The organism is Candidatus Desulfolinea nitratireducens (assembly GCF_982879505.1).
The window spans coordinates 1-19,145 of the sequence record NZ_CEYOSI010000044.1 but is presented as its reverse complement, the minus strand read 5'-3'; the positions used below and the strand labels follow the sequence as shown (position 1 = coordinate 19,145).

15 protein-coding genes and 1 other annotated feature are annotated in these 19,145 nt (G+C 48.7%); of the genes, 13 read left to right on the top strand and 2 right to left on the bottom strand.

Features of this window, described 5'->3' with window-relative positions:
* Positions 1-156: 156 nt before the first annotated feature.
* Both AC3DOM_RS05815 and AC3DOM_RS05810 read left to right on the top strand, forming a co-directional pair.
* Positions 157-4,158, top strand: coding sequence for a GAF domain-containing protein (locus tag AC3DOM_RS05815; RefSeq protein WP_487918086.1), 4,002 nt, complete (start codon positions 157-159; stop codon positions 4,156-4,158).
* A 9-nt stretch (positions 4,159-4,167) separates the two neighbouring features.
* Positions 4,168-5,496: an FIST signal transduction protein gene (locus AC3DOM_RS05810; protein ID WP_487918085.1), complete on the top strand. Its 1,329-nt coding sequence runs from the start codon at positions 4,168-4,170 to the stop codon at positions 5,494-5,496.
* Between the two features lie 73 nt (positions 5,497-5,569).
* Here the strand turns inward: AC3DOM_RS05810 and AC3DOM_RS05805 are convergent, their stop codons facing one another.
* Positions 5,570-6,934, bottom strand: a complete 1,365-nt coding sequence (locus AC3DOM_RS05805) for a TrpB-like pyridoxal phosphate-dependent enzyme (protein WP_487918084.1) — start codon at positions 6,932-6,934, stop codon at positions 5,570-5,572.
* 129 nt (positions 6,935-7,063) lie between these two features.
* A complete protein-coding gene (trpS, locus tag AC3DOM_RS05800) occupies positions 7,064-8,104 on the bottom strand; it encodes a tryptophan--tRNA ligase (protein WP_487918083.1) in 1,041 nt (346 codons plus the stop codon).
* Positions 8,105-8,267: 163 nt separating this feature from the next.
* Positions 8,268-8,564, bottom strand: a binding site (T-box leader).
* 80 nt (positions 8,565-8,644) lie between these two features.
* Here trpS and AC3DOM_RS05795 point away from each other — a divergent pair.
* From AC3DOM_RS05795 to AC3DOM_RS05745, 11 genes are all read left to right on the top strand, one after another.
* Complete coding sequence (locus tag AC3DOM_RS05795; RefSeq protein WP_487918082.1) at positions 8,645-9,121, top strand: HAD family hydrolase; 477 nt, start codon at positions 8,645-8,647, stop codon at positions 9,119-9,121.
* Entirely contained in the window at positions 9,118-10,380 is a 1,263-nt protein-coding gene (locus AC3DOM_RS05790; RefSeq protein ID WP_487918081.1) for a DUF389 domain-containing protein, read from the top strand. Before AC3DOM_RS05795 ends, AC3DOM_RS05790 begins: the two co-directional genes overlap by 4 nt.
* Positions 10,381-10,507: 127 nt before the next feature.
* Positions 10,508-11,968 (top strand): phosphoglucomutase/phosphomannomutase family protein, encoded by a 1,461-nt coding sequence (locus AC3DOM_RS05785; protein WP_487918080.1) that lies wholly within the window; start codon positions 10,508-10,510, stop codon positions 11,966-11,968.
* Positions 11,969-12,040: 72 nt separating this feature from the next.
* Complete coding sequence (locus AC3DOM_RS05780; RefSeq protein WP_487918079.1) at positions 12,041-12,937, top strand: DMT family transporter; 897 nt, start codon at positions 12,041-12,043, stop codon at positions 12,935-12,937.
* Positions 12,938-13,144: 207 nt separating this feature from the next.
* Positions 13,145-13,561, top strand: a complete 417-nt coding sequence (locus AC3DOM_RS05775) for an NUDIX domain-containing protein (protein ID WP_487918078.1) — start codon at positions 13,145-13,147, stop codon at positions 13,559-13,561.
* 57 nt (positions 13,562-13,618) lie between these two features.
* On the top strand, positions 13,619-13,909 hold the full coding sequence (locus AC3DOM_RS05770; protein ID WP_487918077.1) for a nucleotidyltransferase family protein: 291 nt from the start codon (positions 13,619-13,621) through the stop codon (positions 13,907-13,909).
* Positions 13,899-14,237, top strand: a complete 339-nt coding sequence (locus AC3DOM_RS05765; RefSeq protein WP_487918076.1) for a HepT-like ribonuclease domain-containing protein — start codon at positions 13,899-13,901, stop codon at positions 14,235-14,237. Before AC3DOM_RS05770 ends, AC3DOM_RS05765 begins: the two co-directional genes overlap by 11 nt.
* Before the next feature lie 202 nt (positions 14,238-14,439).
* On the top strand, positions 14,440-16,176 hold the full coding sequence (locus AC3DOM_RS05760; protein WP_487918075.1) for a hypothetical protein: 1,737 nt from the start codon (positions 14,440-14,442) through the stop codon (positions 16,174-16,176).
* Between the two features lie 7 nt (positions 16,177-16,183).
* Positions 16,184-16,864 (top strand): (d)CMP kinase, encoded by a 681-nt coding sequence (cmk, locus tag AC3DOM_RS05755; RefSeq protein ID WP_487918074.1) that lies wholly within the window; start codon positions 16,184-16,186, stop codon positions 16,862-16,864.
* On the top strand, positions 16,861-17,547 hold the full coding sequence (locus tag AC3DOM_RS05750; protein WP_487918073.1) for a lysophospholipid acyltransferase family protein: 687 nt from the start codon (positions 16,861-16,863) through the stop codon (positions 17,545-17,547). Before cmk ends, AC3DOM_RS05750 begins: the two co-directional genes overlap by 4 nt.
* A 23-nt stretch (positions 17,548-17,570) precedes the next feature.
* Positions 17,571-19,016: an aminotransferase class I/II-fold pyridoxal phosphate-dependent enzyme gene (locus AC3DOM_RS05745; RefSeq protein ID WP_487918072.1), complete on the top strand. Its 1,446-nt coding sequence runs from the start codon at positions 17,571-17,573 to the stop codon at positions 19,014-19,016.
* The last annotated feature ends 129 nt before the right edge of the window (positions 19,017-19,145 follow it).

Genomic DNA, 19,145 nt, shown 5'->3' with positions numbered 1-19,145 from the left:
AAAATTTAATAGGCTTTCGTTTCTCTCAATTTTCCCCTTTTTATTGAGATGATACGTAAAATCTGACTATGGAGTTGTCAGAAATAATTAGGTGGTTACTATCTACCTGATATAGTAAAAAAATCAAGATACTCCTCTATATGGCAGGGCAAATGTATGAGCATCCCTCAATTTATTAAACAGAAATTTACCTTCAATAAAGCTTTGGAGATCACCGTTCTGGTTTACCAGGTGATAGCGGTCATTGCATTTATCATCATCCCCGTAGTAGCTTTCCAATGGTGGAAAACTCCTTTTATTGGCGCATTTGTCGAACAAACAATGGTTTTTAATGGCGTTGGACCAATCAGGGAGGGTACAGAAAACGAGGCGTGGGAACTTTTCCTGTCCGGGGTCACATTAGGCGATCAACTCAAAGAGATTGATGGGAAAAGCATCTCCAGTGCTAGTGATATACAAGAAATTCTCTCCACGTATCAATTTAATGATGAAATTCAGGTCACTTACCAACGCGAGGAAGGTTCAAAAAGCAATAAGAACCTCAATCTAATTCCCTTCCCAGCCACTGATAAGATCAAGTACTTTGCCATTCCTTATGGAATAGGGATTGTCTTTCTCTTGCTTGGGTTGTGGATGGCCCGGCTACGCATTTCAGAAAGTGCTGGGCGCGCATTTATTTTATTTGCCACCTCCTTTTCTATTGGCTCAGCTGCACTATTTGACCTATATACCACCCACCACCTCACCATTCTGTGGACTTTCTCCGTGGGGTTTGCCGGAGGTGCGTTACTGGATTTGGCGTTAACCTTCCCTCAGGAATTCAGTTTCACCCAAAAGTATCCCATCATTCGCAGGATCGGGTACATCATCGCCCTTATTTTAGGCTTGCTTGCGCTCCCTGATATCTACAACCTCCAATCGCCTACCAATTACATTCAAAAGTGGCAATTTATTTACGGCTTTACGGGAATTTCAGTCATCATCTTTATCTTAATACTCCTGTATCGCAGCTACACCGATAAGTCGCCCGTCGCCAAACAACAGATCCAAATGGCTTGGTGGGGTATCTTATTATCTTTTGGACCAATCGGGATATGGATGTTCATCTCCTTTTTCCGATCAATGAATTTTAGCCCCTATCTACTTGTCTCTACAATCGGGTTCCCTCTTGTCACCGGCTACGCGATATTGCGGTACCGTCTATTCAAAATTGATTATATTTTCAGCCGTAGTTTACTTGTAATTATTCTAACTGCGATGGCAAGTCTCGGTTATGGCCTCATCATCTGGGGGTTCGGCCTGGTATCCGGAACCCAGATTTCAGCAAATAACCCCTGGGCCATAGGCGCATTTGCCGCATTGTTAGCCCTCTTATTAAACCCCCTTCGGAACCGAATCCAGACAGTGATTGATGCTATCGTATTCCGAGGACGGCACGCCTTTGAAAAACCACTCCAGGATTTTGGGCATAAAATGACCAATGCAAAAGACTTGCCAGCAATTTCCCTTATCCTTCGAGAAGCAATCACAGAAAGCCTGCTCCCCGATGCATTACACATCTATATCCATGATCCTGCAAGCAACCAATACGCTGCGATGGAGTACCAGGGCAAGTTAACCAGCGATATTCGTTTTACCCACAATAACCCGTTGGTAGAAACACTGCTGAAGGAGGACCTGCCCTTCTATATTGATCCAGCAAACCTACCAAAAACATTAGATTCAGAAAATACTCGCTTAATCCTGCTCAATGCCCACCTCTTTGTGCCCCTTAAAAGCATCGACAAACTCATGGGCTGGATAGCATTGGGTATACGTCGTTCCGGAGACCCTTACAGTAGTCAAGAACTTGATTTTCTTGAAAGCTTGAGCAACCAGGCCGGGATTGCTGTTGAGCGTGCTCAGGTTGTAGAAAACATGGAACAACAAGTTGAAGAGATGAATGCTCTCACCTTGATCTCCCAAGGAGTTAGTATTACTCTATCTTTCAACGACGTTCTAGAATTAATTTTTGCCCAAACCACACAGATCATCCCAGCGACCGACTTTCATATCACTCTTAATAATCCGACCAATGATTATTATTATTTTGGCTTTTGCATCGAGGATCAACAACGCCTTACTGAAAAAGAAATTCATCCTCTCCCCCACAACCAGGGAATTGGTCAATGGGTTGCCAGAAATGGCAGGGCTCTTCTTTCTCAAGATTACAATCAGGAGTGTCAGCGGCTTAATGTCGTACCATCCCTGCAAAATATTTACGGTTGGGCGGGCGTTCCTCTAAATGCCGGTTCAGAAACCATCGGTGCACTCAGCATTGGCAGCCGTGACCCCAATACCACCTTTACCCAAAAACAACTCGGGCTACTTCGAGCGATTGCTGACCAAACCGCCGGCGCTATCGTCAAAGCTCGTTTGCTTCAAGAGACCGAACGGCGTGCCAAGCAACTTGCTACATTAAATGAAATTACCCAACAACTAACCTCAACGCTTGAACACGAGCCACTACTTCAAAACATTCTTGAAAGTGCTGTGCAAATTATCGATTGCGAAGCAGGCACTCTCTTCATGGTGGATGAGGACACAAACGAATTAGTATTCACGGTTACCGTTGGATCAGCAGCCACCGACCTGGTAGGACAACGCCTCCCACCTGGAAAAGGTATCGTCGGGGAGGCCGTTGAAACACAAGCTCCAGTTGTCGAAAATAATGTTCGTGAATCTAAGGGGTGGTTTGGCAATACTGACGAAGAGACCGGTTTTGTTACCCGTGCTTTACTTGCGGTTCCGCTTCAGGTCAAAGGACGCGTAATCGGGGTCGTTGAAGTGATTAACAAAAAGGATGGGTTTCCTTTTGTTAATGACGACCAAATTCTCCTCACCGCTTTTGCTGGACAGGCTGCCGTCGCAGTTGAAAATGCCCGCCTCTACACCCTTACCGATCAAGAGCTCAACGCCCGTGTTGAGGAGCTTTCCGTTATGCAACGTATTGATCGAGAGCTGAATGCCAGCCTTGAAACCGACAAGGCAATGCGCACAACCCTTGAGTGGGCTATGCGTCGCTCTCATGCCGATGCAGGTTTGATCGGAAACCTCAATGATGAAGGCATACACATCATGGCGCAAGAAGGTTACGGCGACCAACTCGATCACTATAAAGACAAAGCATTACCCCTCGAATTACCCACCATGCTCGATGCATCTGAAAGTGGGCAGCCAACAACGCGCCAACTCGACCCAATAGAACAAGGCGGATTGTTGCCCGGAACAAGAACCCAAATCGTCGTTCCTCTACAGCGAGAAACAAATGTGATCGGGCTAATACTTTTAGAGTGCATCGAAGACACAACAGTCGATCTCGGATTCCTCAGCCGCCTGAGCGACCATGCCGCTATCGCTATCGCCAACGCCCAACTATACGCAGAAGTCGAAGCAGCAAATATTGCCAAAAGTGACTTTGTCTCATTTGTTGCTCACGAGCTAAAAAATCCGATGACCTCAATCAAAGGCTATACGGAACTGATCGCAGCTGGCGCAGTTGGCGAAATTAATGAAAATCAAAGCAATTTTCTTCAAACCATTCGCTCCAATGTGATCCGCATGTCTACCCTCGTTTCGGATCTGAATGACAACTCAAAAATTGAAGTTGGGCGTCTGCGAATGGAATTTAAAGCAGTTGACCTCCCCGAGATTATTGAAAACGTGATTCGTTCAACGGACAAACAACTTTCTGAGAAAAATCAAACGATTACTCTCGATCTCAATGATACCTTGCCTCAAATTTGGGCCGATAATACCCGCATTGAACAAATTCTTGTCAATTTTGTCAGTAATTCCTACAAATACACACAAGAAGGAGGCAAAATTGTTATTGGAGCCAAAGTGGCCGATAACCAATGGGATCCCGATGGCGCCCCCAAAGTTGTCCACATCTGGATCAAAGACAATGGAATCGGCATGACAGAAGAAGATCAACAGAAAATATTTACAAAATTCTTCCGATCTGAAGATGAAAAAGCCCGCGAAGCCCCAGGTACTGGGCTGGGTCTTAATATCACCAAAAGTTTGATCGAATTGACAGGTGGAACCACCTGGTTTGAAAGCGAATTCAGAGAAGGAACCACATTTCACTTTACCATACCTGTCGTAGAAAAATAAGGCATAACCATGACTCTAACAGCAGTAGTTGGACAAGCCCAGGCATCTGACGGACGAGAAGCAGGATTACAGGCTACCCACCAGGCGCTTAAAAAACTTGGCATAGGCTCCCCCTCTTTCGCCATTATTGTCGCCTCACGTTATTATGACTCTAAAAAAATTGCCAGCAGCGTTTCCAGTTTATTAGGAGAAACGCCAACCATTGGTTTTTCATCTGCGTCTACACTGACAAATGACGGTCAGAGTAAAAACTCGGTTGCAGTGGCTTTGTTCAGCAGCCCAGATCTTAAAATAACGGAACACTGGCTTCCAGGATTTGCCCAAAGTGGACGAGAAACCGCTTCCCTCCTGCGAGAACTTGCCTCTGGTGCTCAAATGGAGGATATAAAAAGAGGTACCGCTTCACATGGAACCGCACCACTAGGAACCGCGCCACTTCGAATTACGCCTTCATCCACTACGCAAAAGAAAGATCAAAAGATACTTTTCTTTGCTGATGGATTTAACGGTGATGCCGAACAAATGTGTCTTGCGTGGACGGGTATCCCCATCTCACTTATTGGAGGCCTCTCAAGCGGCAACCCGCATACTGGCGTTACATCTCAAATTGCCGGAGCCCAGGCAGGGTCAGGGAGTTTAGCTGCCGTAATTATTGAAGGGAATCTAAAAATCGGAGTCGGGTCCGATCATGGTTGGCGTCCTGTTGGAAGTCAATTCCGCATTACCCGCTCACGTGGATTTTGGATCCGTGCCCTGGATGGACGCCCTGCTTCAGAGGTATATTCACAACTCTTCGGCTATCCGGCGCGTGATTGGGGTTTTCCGCCCCTCAATTATTTAGTGCGTCTCTATCCCCTTGGAATTGAACAGGGCCAGGATCTGCTCATCCGTTCACCACTACGTGTTGAGGCTGACGGAAGTTTCCGAATGAATGCCCCTGTCCGTGATGGGATGGATGCCTATTTACTGACTGGCAGTCCCTCAACTTGTATTGAAGCAGCGCAACGAGCCGCACAAAAAGCGAATATCGCCCTTGATGGCGTAAAACCAGCGCTTGTTTTGGTTTTGGTTGATATTGCCTGGCAAATCCTTCTCAAAGCCGAGGCTGGAGCTGAAATCGCTGCAGTTCAAGATGTTTTCGGTAAAGATGTTCCCATAATCGGTGGCTATACCTTGGGGCAGGTAACCCCAGGCAAAAACGGTTCACCACCTGATTTCATAAATCAGCACATCACCGTAATCGCATTCGGGGAAGAAAAGTTGGAAGAAAAATCAACTCTTACGATGAGAAAACCAACTGAAGAAGAAATGGAAAAACGTCGGGATAGTTTGAAATAAAGATTTCCTTATTTTCTTAAATATAAAAACAGCGGGATTTTTCGCTCCCGCTGTTTTTCTTATTGGATCTGCATTAAGCTACATTTGGTAATTCTTCCATCGCGCTCTTGATCGCCTCTGCAGGATGGGCATAATCTTCCAATTCGCCAGCCAAATATGTTTCATACGAAGCCAGGTCAAAGTGACCATGCCCGGACAAATTGAACAAAATCACTCGCTTCTCATCCTTTGCTTTGGCTTCCAGGGCTTCATCAATCGCTGCGCGAATAGCATGTGCACTCTCCGGAGCAGCCAGGATGCCTTCTGCACGAGCAAACTGCAATGCAGCATCAAAGGTCGTCTTTTGGTGAACGGATACAGCTTCAATGAGACCGGCATCGAATAATGCTGAGACACTGGGGGCCATGCCGTGATAGCGTAATCCACCTGCGTGAATCGTTGGCGGGACGAAGCCATGTCCCAGAGTGTGCATCTTGACAACAGGCGCCATTTTGGCTGTATCACCATAATCAAAGGCGTACTCGCCCTTCGTTAAAGTAGGTGTTGCGGTTGGCTCAACAGCCAGCAAGCGCGTACGCTGTCCATTCTTCAGGTTTTCACGCAAGAATGGATAAGCGATCCCCGCAAAATTAGAACCCCCGCCCACACATCCAATCACTACATCAGGATACTCATCCGCCAAATCCATTTGCTTGAGCGCTTCTTCACCGATGACACTCTGGTGCATCAGGACATGATTGAGTACCGAACCCAGGCCATATTTCTTGGCCCCATTAGACGTGGCCGCCACCTCGACCGCTTCTGAGATGGCAATCCCCAATGATCCGGGGCTATCAGGGTCTTCAGCCAAGACTGAACGACCATAATTCGTTGTTTCGGTGGGGCTGGGGAAAACCTGAGCACCGAAAGATTCCATCATGATCCGGCGATATGGTTTCAACCCATAAGAGACCTTGACCATATAGACTTCCAGATCGAGGTCAAAGAAATTGCAGGCCATCGCGAGCGCCGATCCCCATTGCCCCGCACCGGTTTCGGTCGTCATCGCTTTGACTCCGGCAGCCTTATTATAAAAAGCCTGTGCCACAGCCGTGTTCGGTTTGTGGCTGCCAGAAGGAGATGCGCCTTCGTATTTATAATAGATATGTGCGGGTGTACCGAGCGCTTTTTCCAGGCGTCTGGCACGAATTAATGGCGTAGGCCGCCACAGTTTGTAGATTTCACGCACTTCTTCCGGAATATCAATATAACGTTCGCTGCTGATCTCCTGCATGATCAATTCCATCGGAAAAAGCACCGAGAGAAAATCGGGGGTGATCGGCTCCAGGGTCTGCGGGTTGAGCACAGGAGCAGGGGGAACGGGGCTATCAGCCAGAATGTTGTACCATTGTTTCGGCAGATCAGTTTCGTTCAAGGTAAATCGCGTTTGTTCAGACATGTTATTCTCCTCAAATGGTTCGTTTTTCGTTTGATTGTTAATTAGGTTGCTAGTTTGGAAATTGATGGGCTGGACACCCTTCAAGGTGGGTGAAAAATAATATTGGACAACATTTTTCCTCCAAAATTACTAGCAGAAAATTCCAGGGATATTTTTGGCGAGCACTTTTTCACTATACGATTGGCTATGCATTAATCCCATATTCTCATGCACCTCTTCCAAAGTCTCTTGTGTAACCAATTTGGCTTTTGCGGTCCCACTGAAAAGCACTTCAAGAAGCCTTTTGGGGCGCGAAACATATTCGGCACGGCGCTCCCTCAACGGAGCCAGGTAGTCATTCAATACTTCCGCCAGGCGGTGTTTGACTTCCACATCCCCCACTTTGCCTGCACGATAGCTGTTTTTAACCTCTTCAACCTCAACTTTATCAGGATTGAATATGTCGTGATAAGCAAAAACAGGATTGCCTTCCACATGACCTGGATCCGTTGCGTGGAGACGAGTCGGATCGGTATACATTGACATCACCTTGCGCGTTGTCTCCTCAGGCGTATCCTTCAGGTAAATCGCATTTTCATAGGATGTATGCATGGTTCGGTTATCAAGCCCTGGCAAGCGCGCGGCATCCGACAACAGCGCTTCTGGCTCTGGGAAAGTCTCGCCATAGATTTTATTAAAACGTCGGGAAATCTCACGTGCCAGCTCAATATGAGGCAACTGATCTTCGCCAACTGGCACAAGCTGCGATTTATAAAGCAAGATATCAGCCGCCTGCAAAACCGGGTATGTCAGAAATCCGAGCGAGGGTTGTAAATTCAATTCCTTGATCTGCTCCTTGTAGGTCGGAACCCTCTCCAACCGCGAGACAGTTACCAACATACTAAGGAGCATCGAAAGTTGTGAATGTTCCGGGATAATGGATTGCAGCACGATCGTTGACCGCACTGGATCAATTCCTGCAGCCAGCCAGTCCGCCATTAAATTCAAGATATTTGAATGGATACGCTCAGGATCAGCTTGGCTGGTCGTGAGTACATGCAGATCAGCCACCAGGAAAAAGCACTCATGAGTATCCTGCAACCTCTTCCAATTTTCCAAAGTCCCTACCAAATGACCGATATGTCGCGGCCCTGTAGGGCGATGACCTGTGAGAATTCGTTTTTTTGACATTTAATATCCTTTCAAACCTAATCTGGGGACAAAAATTGTCCACCACACACACATGCGTTGGGCCTGCTGCGCATTATGGATGGATCCTTCCAGGGCCTCAGCACCCCTCCGCATGTGCGATTCATCCATATCTCCATATTTAACGAGAAACGCGTTCATCCCTATTAGGGACGAACGCGTAGTCCGTGGTGCCACCCAGTTTAAGCTGCTAGATAAAAAAATCCCCGATGATGCATTCGGGGAATAGCCAGCTTCACTCTTTTCGGGTACAGCCAATAATGAGAAACAATGATTTATACCCTAGCCCTGTAACGGGGGCATTCCGACAAAGGTTACTTGTTACCGTTCACCTTGCAGCTCGGAGGGCCATTCGACGTTGTCGTTTCTGGCAGGGCTTTCACCAATTGCCTGCTCTCTGGACTGTCGTTCAACGTGTACTCGTCCTCTTCATAGCCTTTTATTATTATATTGACCCAAATTATATATCAGTTGGGGTTTTTGTCAACATCACACAGCAATTTGGAGAATGTCGCTTATAATATGCCTATGATCGAACTCACTATTCCCGGGCGTGGGACATTGGAAATTAAACATCTCGTAACCGATGTAAACGGAACTTTAGCCATAGATGGAATTTTAATTGAAGGTATAGCGCGGCAAATTCTGGCATTGCGTGACCGTTTGCAAATCCATTTGCTTACGGCAGATACACATGGAAAACAAGCCGAGATTGATCACCTATTAAATCTGACTGCGGTACGCATCCAAAAAGGGAATGAGGCTCAGCAAAAAGCAGAGTATGTCCGCAAACTTGACGCAAAAAATGTCATCGCCTTAGGGCAAGGCGCCAATGACGCCGCCATGCTTAAAGAGGCTGCCATAGGAATCGCAGTTATGTCGCCTGAAGGACTTGCCATCGAAGCGCTCAACGCTTCTGACCTGCTTCTTCCCAATACGACCAGTGCCCTGGAGCTGCTCAACAAACCAGTGCGGATTATCGCCAGCCTTCGAAAATGACCTCTTCAAACCCACGTCCCCCACAAACACCATCCGATTTTTCTCAACAAACGCGCCCTACACGCGCCCAACGTCGACGTGCGCAAAGACAAAAAAGAATGCCGAGAAGTGTGGAGGGCCGCTCAAAGCTACTCCAGAATCTTGTCCAGCGGGCTTATCCTTCTTATGAATTCTTTATTTTTGCCCTCCTTTGCGGAGCGATTTTGGGATTGGGTTACCTGCTTGATTCGCAAGCCTTCCTCGTTTTTGGAATTTTGATGGCGCCGCTTATGACACCTTTGGTTGGGATGACTCTCGCTACGGTCAGCGGAATGTCAAATTTCTTCTTTAAAACGCTGGGCGCATTTATTATAGGAATTATTTTTATCTTTCTCACGGGCGCCTTAGCCGGTTTTGCCGCCCGCGTCTGGATGCCGCTCACACTTACTCAAATATTCGTTCACTCCCGTTTATGGTGGACTGATCTGGTCGTTTTGGCCTTGGGATCGATCCTGCTGGCAGCGTCTTTTGTCCGCTCTGAGAAAAAACCTTTTTTACCAAGTGTGATAGTCGCTTACGAACTCTTCCTGCCGCTAAATGCAGCCGCATTTGGTCTTGCAAGTGGGCTTACTCATATTTGGCCCCAAGGCATTTTAGTCTTTGCCGCTCATTTGGCATGGGCAATGTTCTTCGGCGCATTGGCTCTCTTCTTTTTAGGGTTTCGACCAACCAGAGCCTCCGGATGGATTTTTAGTGCACTAATCTTGCTCCTCCTCTTTGGCACATTGGGGAGCCTGCTTACGCCGGGAACAAATCCGACGCCCTCAATCGGAGACCTGCCCACGGCCTCGCCCGTAGTACTTATGATCGGAACCCCGACGGATGCTCCCGTTATGGAGATTCCCTCCTCTAAGACTCCTGCCCCGACTGCTTCCTCCACAGAAAAACCCGTGGCAAGCGCGACGTTGAGCTTGCCACCCTCCCCAGGCATCACCTTAGAGCCGACCTTAACCCCCACCTCGACACTGACACCACATCCCACCCCGTTATATGCGCGGATTACAGCCAGCAGTGGCGGAGGGGCGTATCTGCGTCGTGAACCGGGTGGTCCGGTGATCATTACTCTTGATAATAATGAACTGGTGCAAGCACTGACGGCTCCGCTAGTCTATGACGGTATCCCCTGGGTACAGGTGAAGGTCGTACGCAGCGAGCAAAGTTTTGAAGGCTGGATCATTCAATCTGTTCTAAAAACTGCCACTCCCTCTCCGGAGTGGTAGGAATAATATGTCGTTGCGAGCATCTTTATGCGACGCAATCTCCTTCAGACTGTGTTGGAGATCGCGTCGCCGACAAGCATAGGCTCGCGATGACATAATCTTTTAATTTTTTACGGAGTATCAACATATGCCAATCCATTTTGGAACCGACGGCTGGCGTGCCGTTATCTCAGATTCATTTACCTTTGCCAATTTACGCATGGTCGCACAGGCTATCGCGGATGCTGTCGCTTCCGGGCAATTTGACAAAAAAATCAATGGCTCTCCCGAGCCTGACCTAAAGAAAATCGTGGTCGGATTTGATACTCGCTTCCTTTCTGATCGTTACGCGGGTGAGATTTCACGCGTATTAGCCGCAAACGGCTATACAGTGCACCTGACCCATGCAGATGCCCCCGGTCCCGCTGTATCTTTCGCGGTGAAAGATCTGAATGCCGTTGCGGGGATCATGCTGACTGCATCTCATAACGCGCCTCGATATAACGGAATTAAACTCAAAGCCTCCTATGGCGGTTCGGCCCTGCCAATGCAGTGTCGACGCGTGGAAGTCTATATCAACGACAACGAAGAACGCGCCCGCGGCCCTAACCTGATGAGTTTCTCCGAAGCCCGCGATTTGGATTTGATTAAAAAATTCAACCCCATGCCTGCATATTATGAGCATCTTCGCACGCTGATTGACTCTGATCTGATCGCCGACAATCCCCAGAATGTTGTCGTCGATTCAATGTATGGCTCCGGGCGCGGTGCGATTAAAGGTTTCCTGCAGGGAACGGGGTGCGAAGTGGCTGAGATTCGCCATGACCTAAATCCAGGATTTGGTGGCATTCATCCTGAACCAATTGGCGCAAATCTAGACGCGCTGGCCAGCGCGGTCAGCACCGGCATGGGGGATTTCGGTCTCGCCACCGATGGCGATGCAGATCGTATCGGTGCAATGGATGGACGCGGTAATTTCGTTGACCCGCATAAGATCATGGCTTTGGCGCTGAAACACCTCGTCGAAACACGCGGTATGACAGGCGCGGTTGTGCGCACAGTTTCCACCACACGGATGATCGATCGTCTTGCCAAACGTTATGGATTAAAAATCTACGAGACCCCGGTTGGCTTCAACCACATTGCCGATTATATGATGAGCGAAGATGTGCTCATTGGCGGGGAAGAATCAGGTGGCATCTCCTTTAAAGGGCATATCCCTGAGGGTGATGGAGTCCTGATGGGTCTGTTGATCGTTGAGATGGTCGCAGCAGCCAAGAAGCCTCTTTTCGATATGGTCGAAGACCTGCTTGCCGATGTTGGCCCGGCGCATTATCAGCGCACGGATCTGCGTTTGAAACGTCCCGTCGAAAAAGCTGAAATGACAGAATTTCTCACCAAGCAGGCGCCAAAAGAAATTGCCGATCAAAAGGTGGTTGAAGTCAGCGCCAGCGATGGGGTGAAATATATCCTTGCTGATGACTCATGGTTGCTAATCCGCCCATCTGGTACAGAGCCGGTTTTGCGGGTCTACGCCGAAGGACGCAGCGAGGCAACCGTTCAAGCGCTGCTGGAGTATGGCGAGACGGTTGCGGAATCAGTTGTTTAGAATCCCACAAAGAGACACGGAGAGTTATTTGAGCCCATCTTTGTGCTCCTTCGTGTCTTTGTGGTGAACCTTTTGAACAAACCCTCCTACCCACTCGCCATAGCCGAAGCTCTGCTCGTCAACCTGATCTGGTCCTCCTCTTTCATCATTGTCAAAATAGCGCTCTCAGATTTGGGGCCCCTGACTATTGGCGGGCTGCGTTATTTTATCGGCGCGTTATTATTGCTCCCCTTTATGCTGCGCGTGAAAGGCGCACCCATTTCAGGAAAAATGTGGGCTTGGCTTCTACTGATCGGGATCAGCCAATATGCTGTAGCCAACGGGGCCCTCTTTTGGTCGCTCGAATATCTCCCCGCCACAACCGTCTCATTTTTGATGGGATCGATCACGATTACCACGCTGATCGTCGGCATTATCTGGTTAAAAGAAATTCCCAGCAAAATGCAAACAATCGGGATCCTCATCACGCTGATTGGTGGATGGCTATTCTTCGCCAATGGCTTCCAAGCCGGCGAGATTCTCGGCCTGATCATCTTTGGAATAGGGCTGATCGGCTTCACCGCTTTTGGCATTCTCAGCCGGAAATTCGCCCTTGCGGGGACGGTTACTACGCTCAGGCTGACGGCCATACCCCTCGCGCTGGGAGGGGCGATCACGCTCCTCGTCGCGATTCTGCTGGAGGGGGCTCCCTCCGCTCCGCCCGCCACCTGGGGCTTGATCCTCTTTCTGGCAGTTGTGAATACGGCGATCGGCTACGCCCTATATAACCATGCCCTGCAAGTTTTGCCTGCTTTCCAAATGAATATCGCCCTGAGCCTGACCCCGGTCTGGACCGCGATCTTCGGTTATTTCCTGCTCGATGAGCGGCTGGTACCGGTGCAAATTCTCGGAATCGCGGTAGTGGTATCAGGCGTGATTCTGGTGCAGGTGAGAAAAAAAGACCCTTCACCACAGAGCACACAAAGCTGACAAAGAAAAACTTAAAAATCTCTGTGCTCACTGTGGTCTCAGTCGCATAAGATAAAAAGACCCAGCTCCTAAGCGGAGCTTCCGACAGGAAGCGCAGTCGAAGGACGCCGTACGCAAACACCGCTCTTATCCATTCGGGCGCAGGTCGACTACGTACTTCGCATTCGCTCAGCACTCCGCTCAAAGACTGGACAAAGGAAAAACCACATGACAACACAAAACTTCCCCCACCCCACCGTCGGTGCGTTGATCTTCAACCCTGAGGGCAAAATGCTGCTGGTACGCACACATAAATTCCACGACAAATACGTTGTGCCAGGCGGACATATCGAGGTCGGCGAAAAGATGACCGATGCCCTCATCCGCGAGGCCAAAGAGGAGACCGGGCTGGATGTTTATGACCTGGAATTCATCTTCTTTCAGGAATTCATCAAGGATGAATCCTTCTGGAAGAAGATGCACTTCATTTTTTTCGACTTCGCCTGCAAAACGGATTCGCGTGAAGTGACACTGAACGATGAGGCCCAATCCTATGTCTGGGTCACGATGGAAGAGGCTTTAGCTTTACCAATTGATGCCTATACTGGGAATGCCATCCGTGAGTTGATGAGGCAGCGTGGGTAGCACACAAAGAACGCGAAGAAAAATATAAAAAGAAGGGAAAACAAGTATAATAAAACCATGAAACGTGAAGAACTATTCTCTTTAATTAAGGAAAATCGTGCACATTTAACCATACTTGGTGTCAAATCTTTGTCTCTTTTTGGCTCTGTTGCGCGCGGAGAAGCAAGAGAAAATAGCGATGTAGATATGCTCGTTGAGTTTGAGGGGAAGGTTACCTTTGACCGTTTCATGGATACAAAATTCTTCCTTGAAGATTTACTGGGGGTTAGTGTGGATTTAGTGATGCCTCAAACTCTCAGACCGCAAATTAAACCCTATATTATGCAGGATTTAATCCATGTCGCGTGATGAGGGGATGTATCTTAACGATGTTCAAAACTCCTGCAAATTAGTCATCAGTTTTACAGCAGAAATGAACTTTGATGAATTCATCCACGATGATCGCACATATCATGCCACCTTACGACTTTTAGAAATTATTGGTGAAGCCATCAAGCATATTTCAATAGATACAAAGACTCGCTTTACCTACGTCAAATGGCGAAAAATCGCTGGTTTTAGAGATATTGTGGCCCATCATTATTTTGGGGTCAGTGACGAGATTGTTTGGGATGTTGTACAAAATGAAGTTCCGCTTTTAGCAGAACAAATTGAAAAGATCATCGCTGAGGGTTGAAAATAGCTAGGGCATTTCCAATTGATGCATTTATGGGGAATGCGATCCGTGAGTTGATGAGGCAGCGTGGGTAGCACACAAAGAAAACAAAGAGGCACTAAGCTTTTTCCGTTGCGACACTTTGTGTCCTTTGTGTTAAAAATCCTGTTCTTCTCCGTTCAGCCTCGGTAAATTATCTCCCCTCTGTGCTAAAATTGGCTCCATGAAATCTCGTCTGAACTATCTCTATTTCCTTGCCTTCCTCCTGGCCGCCGCGCTCCGTTTTTTCGGGCTCGGCGCGATCCCATTAACCGACGGTGAAGCGACCTGGGCATTACAAGCCCTCTCGGTTGCGCAGGGGAGCAAACCATTATTCGGCGGGCAACCTGGGTATATCCTGCTGACCGGCATTCCCTTTTTTCTCTTTGAAAGCAATAATTTCCTGGCCCGTTTCTGGCCTGCTCTCGCGGGCAGTTTTCTTGTTTTTGCGCCAAATTTCATACGCGAGAAACTGGGGGAGAGGACTGCGTTAATTCTCGCCTTTCTTCTCGCTGCTGCACCAGGTTTGGTCGCGGTATCCCGTCAGGCAAATGGGACCATGCTCGCGCTCACCTGCATCGTTTTTGCCTGGATCGCCTGGCAGAAGAATGAGCTAAAGTGGTCCGGTATCTTCGCAGGGATTGCCCTGCTCGGTGGTCCCGCTGTCTGGATGGGATTGCTCATTCTGGGGTTGACCTGGGCCCTGGCCCAGAATCTCCTCCCCGCAAAAGATGTTGGAGAATCGGAGGCAAGCCCAGGTGACGAGCGTAATCGCAGAGACGATCTCAAGGTTGCCGCGCTTTACACAGGCGGGACAATTCTTCTCGTCGGGACACTCTTCCTTCTTTCCCCCAGTGGACTTAGCGCCTGGTTTTCCTCACTGATCGATTACCTGCGCGGCTGGCGTTATTCATCCGGTGTGCCCATCTTACGGATGCTGGGCGGGTTGATCGCCTATTATCCCTTCGCCCTGCTTTTCGGCATCGCCGGTATCTGGCGCGGATTGACAGAACGAGATTCTGTGAGTATCGCACTTAGTCTGTGGGCGGCAACCGCGCTCATTTTGGCTGTTATTTACCCTGCTCGCCAGGTCAGTGACCTGATCTGGGCCGCCCTGCCGCTCTGGATTTTGAGCGCAAAAGAGATCAACCCTCACCTGCGACTACCCGCTTATGACCGTAACGAAACCAATGGTGTTTTTGCTCTCACCATCATTTTATTAAGTTTCGCCTGGATCAATCTCGCTGGTGCGGGGATCTTACCTGGCAATGCAGAAATCACCTCCAACCGCCTGATTTTACTGGGGGGCTCGGTGGCCTTACTCATCTTAAGTCTTGCGTTGATCGCCTTTGGCTGGTCCCTGGAGACAGCGACCCTCGGAGGAACCTGGGGGACCGCACTGATGTTGGCTCTTTATACCCTCGGCGTGGCGTGGGGATCAACAGGATTACGCACCCCAAAGGGTGTCGAACTCTGGGACTCCGCCGCGCGCGTCCCTCAGGCTGGCTTGCTGCTCGAGACAATCGAACAAATTTCGACCTGGTCTCGAGGCGATGCGCAAACCCTCAATATTACCGTCAACGGAGTCAATTCTCCCGCCCTGCTTTGGGTGCTTCGCAATCATAACGCGGAGGAAAAATCAGCGCTTGATTTTATGACATCCCCCGAATTGGTGATCACCTCCGAAGTTGGAAACCCGGAATTAGCCTCCTCCTATCGAGGGCAAGATTTTGTCTGGCGAAAAAACACTGATTGGACTTCAGCAACCAACTGGCCGAAATGGCTGGTTTTGCGTGAACTTCCACAAATCTCAGAACGAATAATTTTCTGGGCAAGAAACGATCTGTTTTTTGACAGTCAAAATCAGGGAGCAGAAGCTGGCATCCAGGATTCATTTGAAGATAGCGATCAACAAGAATAAGAAACCAATGAAACAATCCCCTCCCAAGATCATTGCCCTCGATGGCCCCGCGGCCTCCGGAAAATCAACCGTTGGCAGCCGGGTGGCTGATGCCCTTGACTACCTCTTCTTTGATACAGGCGTCATGTACCGCGCCGTGACCTGGATGGCGCTGGTACGCAAAATCGACATCCATGATGAAAATGCGGTCACCACATTAACTGAAGATACACCCATTGACGTGCGATCAACCTCCCAGGTGGATGGCCGCGCTTGCGATGTTCTTGTTGAAAACGAAGATATCACCTGGCAAATCCGCCGCCCGGAAGTGGACGCAAATGTTTCAGTGGTCTCGGCCTATCCAGGGGTACGTGCTGCACTCACCGTTCAGCAGCGCCGGATTGGAAAACGTGGCAAGGTCGTCATGGTTGGGCGCGATATTGGGACCGTTGTCCTCCCTGAAGCCGACCTGAAGATTTATCTTGATGCCTCTGCCGAAAAGCGCGCCCGCCGCCGCTACGACGAGATCATCGCCCGCGGTGAAAAAGCGGATTATGCTGAAATCCTGCAAAAGGTCATTCAACGAGATCATATTGATACCACGCGCGATATCGCTCCGTTAAAGCCCGCCGAAGACGCCATCATCCTTAATTCCGATCAGCTCAATGAAGATCAGGTCTTTGAGAAAATCATGGCATTGTGCGCATGAACGAATATCAGATTCCCACCAGAATAAAAATTGCACGCCCAATAATCAAATTCCTTCTTCGCAGCATCTTCCATCTGCTTTCACCAATCACCATCGAAGGCAAGGAAAATATTCCCTATGGCAAACCGTATATCGTGGCAATGAACCATGTCTCTCTCTTTGATCCGCCCTTTATCACCTCCTTTTGGCCCGAAATGCTCGAAGTGATAGGCGCCCAAACTGTATTTGAAAAACCTGGGCAGAGAGAATTACTCAAATCCTATGGCGTGATCCCTGTTCATCGCGGTAACTACGACCGCGCATTACTTGATAAACTTTTCAGCGCAATCAGTTCTGGTCGGCCTTTGTTGATCGCACCAGAGGGGGGGCGATCACATGAAACTGCGATGAGAAGGGCAAAACCCGGGGTGGCATATATCTTTGAAAAGGCGAAGGTTCCCATCATCCCCGTAGGGATCATCGGGACGACCAGCGATTACTGGAAACATGCCAAACGAGGCAAACGCCCGCCTCTCACACTGCGAATCGGAGCTCCTTTCAATTTGCCACCGAGTATCAGCAAGGGTAAAGACCGGCACGCATCCCGCCAACTCAACTCCGATTTGGTTATGTCGCATATTGCCAGATTATTGCCCGAAGAATATCGCGGCGTCTACGCTGAAAACGCAGTTGAGCATCAATAAAGGAAATTCCAAGGAGATAATTAATGCCCTCCACCAAACCCACAATCGAGATCAATAAAAATATCCTCGAAATGGAATATGCTGTTCGAGGCCCCATTCCCCAGCGAGCGGCAAAGCTGAAGAGTGAAGGTAAAAAAATTATTTCCTGCAATATCGGCAACCCGCAAGCCTTGGGGCAAGCCCCAATGACCTACTATCGACAGGTTCTCAGCCTCGTTGAAGATCCTTCCAAAATTGCCCGTGAACGAGAGCTTAAAAATATTTTTGAAGCATCCCCCTTCAGCAAACTCCAGGATGAAGATTTTATTTCGGAAGATATTCTGGCCCTTAGCGAAAGCATCCTGGCCAAAACAGAAAAAGGTGTCGGGGCCTATACCGAAAGCAAAGGATATCTTTTTGTACGAGAAGCGGTTGCGGATTTTATTAACAGGCGAGATGGATTCTCGTCTGGGAGCGGCCTGGCTGCTAACCCCGAAAATATCTTTCTCACCGATGGGGCCAGCGATGGGGCAAAACGGATCCTCAATTTGCTCATTGCAAAAAAAACAGATGGGATCATGATCCCCATCCCCCAATACCCACTTTACTCTGCCTCGGTCAAAATGTACGGTGGTGTACAGGTTAATTATTATCCGAACGAAGATCAAGACTGGGCATTGGGGAGAGAAGAGCTTGAGAATTCCCATGCCGAGGCCGTAGCCGAAGGGGTGAATGTCAAGGCGATCGTGGTCATCAACCCCGGCAATCCGACCGGGGCGATTCTGGACGCTGCGAGCATTCATGAAGTGCTTTCATTTGCCAAAAAACATGGTCTGGCGATCATTGCAGATGAGGTCTACCAGGAAAATCTTTATGGCGGGGAATTTGTCTCCTTTGCCAAAGCACTGGGTGATGAAAAAAGCGTGCCCATCTTTAGCCTGCACAGCATCTCAAAGGGATTTTATGGCGAGTGCGGGCATCGTGGCGGCTATCTCGAAGTGCGCAATCCGCCTCAAATTGCGGGAACAGAGCTTAATTTTGTAGATCTCCTCCTGAAACAAGCTTCTGTCAGCTTATGCGCAAATACGGTTGGACAAATTATCACTTATCTGATGGTCAGCCCCCCTGAGGCAAGGAATACTGAACATAATAACTTCATCGCCGAAAAAGAAAAGATCCTTGGGGAACTCTATGAAAAGGCAACGATGATCCGTGAGGCCTTCAAGGAAATGGAGGGTGTCGAAGTTTTTGGAAAAACAGGGGCGATGTACCTTTTCCCCCGCCTGAATAAATTGCCTGCCGGAACAGATGATTTTGATTACTGCATGGCCCTTCTCGAAGAGACCGGTTTATCCACGGTCAATGGCTCTGGCTTTGGACAAAAAGAGGGTACATATCATTTACGAATTGCCTTCCTGCCCTCCAAGGATTTACTCACAGAGGTCTTGCCCGAGTGGATTGCTTTTCATAATAAATATGTAAACAACTAAATGAGCATCCATAAACAAACTCCTGTTTTTTTTTACCACAAAGTCACAAAGGACACAAAGAAAGTCTTCATGGCCACAGAGAAAAACTTTGCCCGCACTTTGCGCAGGCACACGTGTGCGCTCAGTGTC

Coding starts and splice junctions, on each gene's coding strand:
- AC3DOM_RS05785 (WP_487918080.1), top strand. CDS start 10,508: ATGCCAATCCATTTTGGAACCGACGGCTGGCGTGCCGTTATCTCAGAT.
- trpS (WP_487918083.1), bottom strand. CDS start 8,104: ATGTCAAAAAAACGAATTCTCACAGGTCATCGCCCTACAGGGCCGCGA.
- AC3DOM_RS05750 (WP_487918073.1), top strand. CDS start 16,861: ATGAACGAATATCAGATTCCCACCAGAATAAAAATTGCACGCCCAATA.
- AC3DOM_RS05775 (WP_487918078.1), top strand. CDS start 13,145: ATGACAACACAAAACTTCCCCCACCCCACCGTCGGTGCGTTGATCTTC.
- AC3DOM_RS05760 (WP_487918075.1), top strand. CDS start 14,440: ATGAAATCTCGTCTGAACTATCTCTATTTCCTTGCCTTCCTCCTGGCC.
- AC3DOM_RS05765 (WP_487918076.1), top strand. CDS start 13,899: ATGTCGCGTGATGAGGGGATGTATCTTAACGATGTTCAAAACTCCTGC.
- AC3DOM_RS05810 (WP_487918085.1), top strand. CDS start 4,168: ATGACTCTAACAGCAGTAGTTGGACAAGCCCAGGCATCTGACGGACGA.
- AC3DOM_RS05815 (WP_487918086.1), top strand. CDS start 157: ATGAGCATCCCTCAATTTATTAAACAGAAATTTACCTTCAATAAAGCT.
- AC3DOM_RS05745 (WP_487918072.1), top strand. CDS start 17,571: ATGCCCTCCACCAAACCCACAATCGAGATCAATAAAAATATCCTCGAA.
- AC3DOM_RS05805 (WP_487918084.1), bottom strand. CDS start 6,934: ATGTCTGAACAAACGCGATTTACCTTGAACGAAACTGATCTGCCGAAA.
- AC3DOM_RS05795 (WP_487918082.1), top strand. CDS start 8,645: ATGCCTATGATCGAACTCACTATTCCCGGGCGTGGGACATTGGAAATT.
- AC3DOM_RS05770 (WP_487918077.1), top strand. CDS start 13,619: ATGAAACGTGAAGAACTATTCTCTTTAATTAAGGAAAATCGTGCACAT.
- cmk (WP_487918074.1), top strand. CDS start 16,184: ATGAAACAATCCCCTCCCAAGATCATTGCCCTCGATGGCCCCGCGGCC.
- AC3DOM_RS05790 (WP_487918081.1), top strand. CDS start 9,118: ATGACCTCTTCAAACCCACGTCCCCCACAAACACCATCCGATTTTTCT.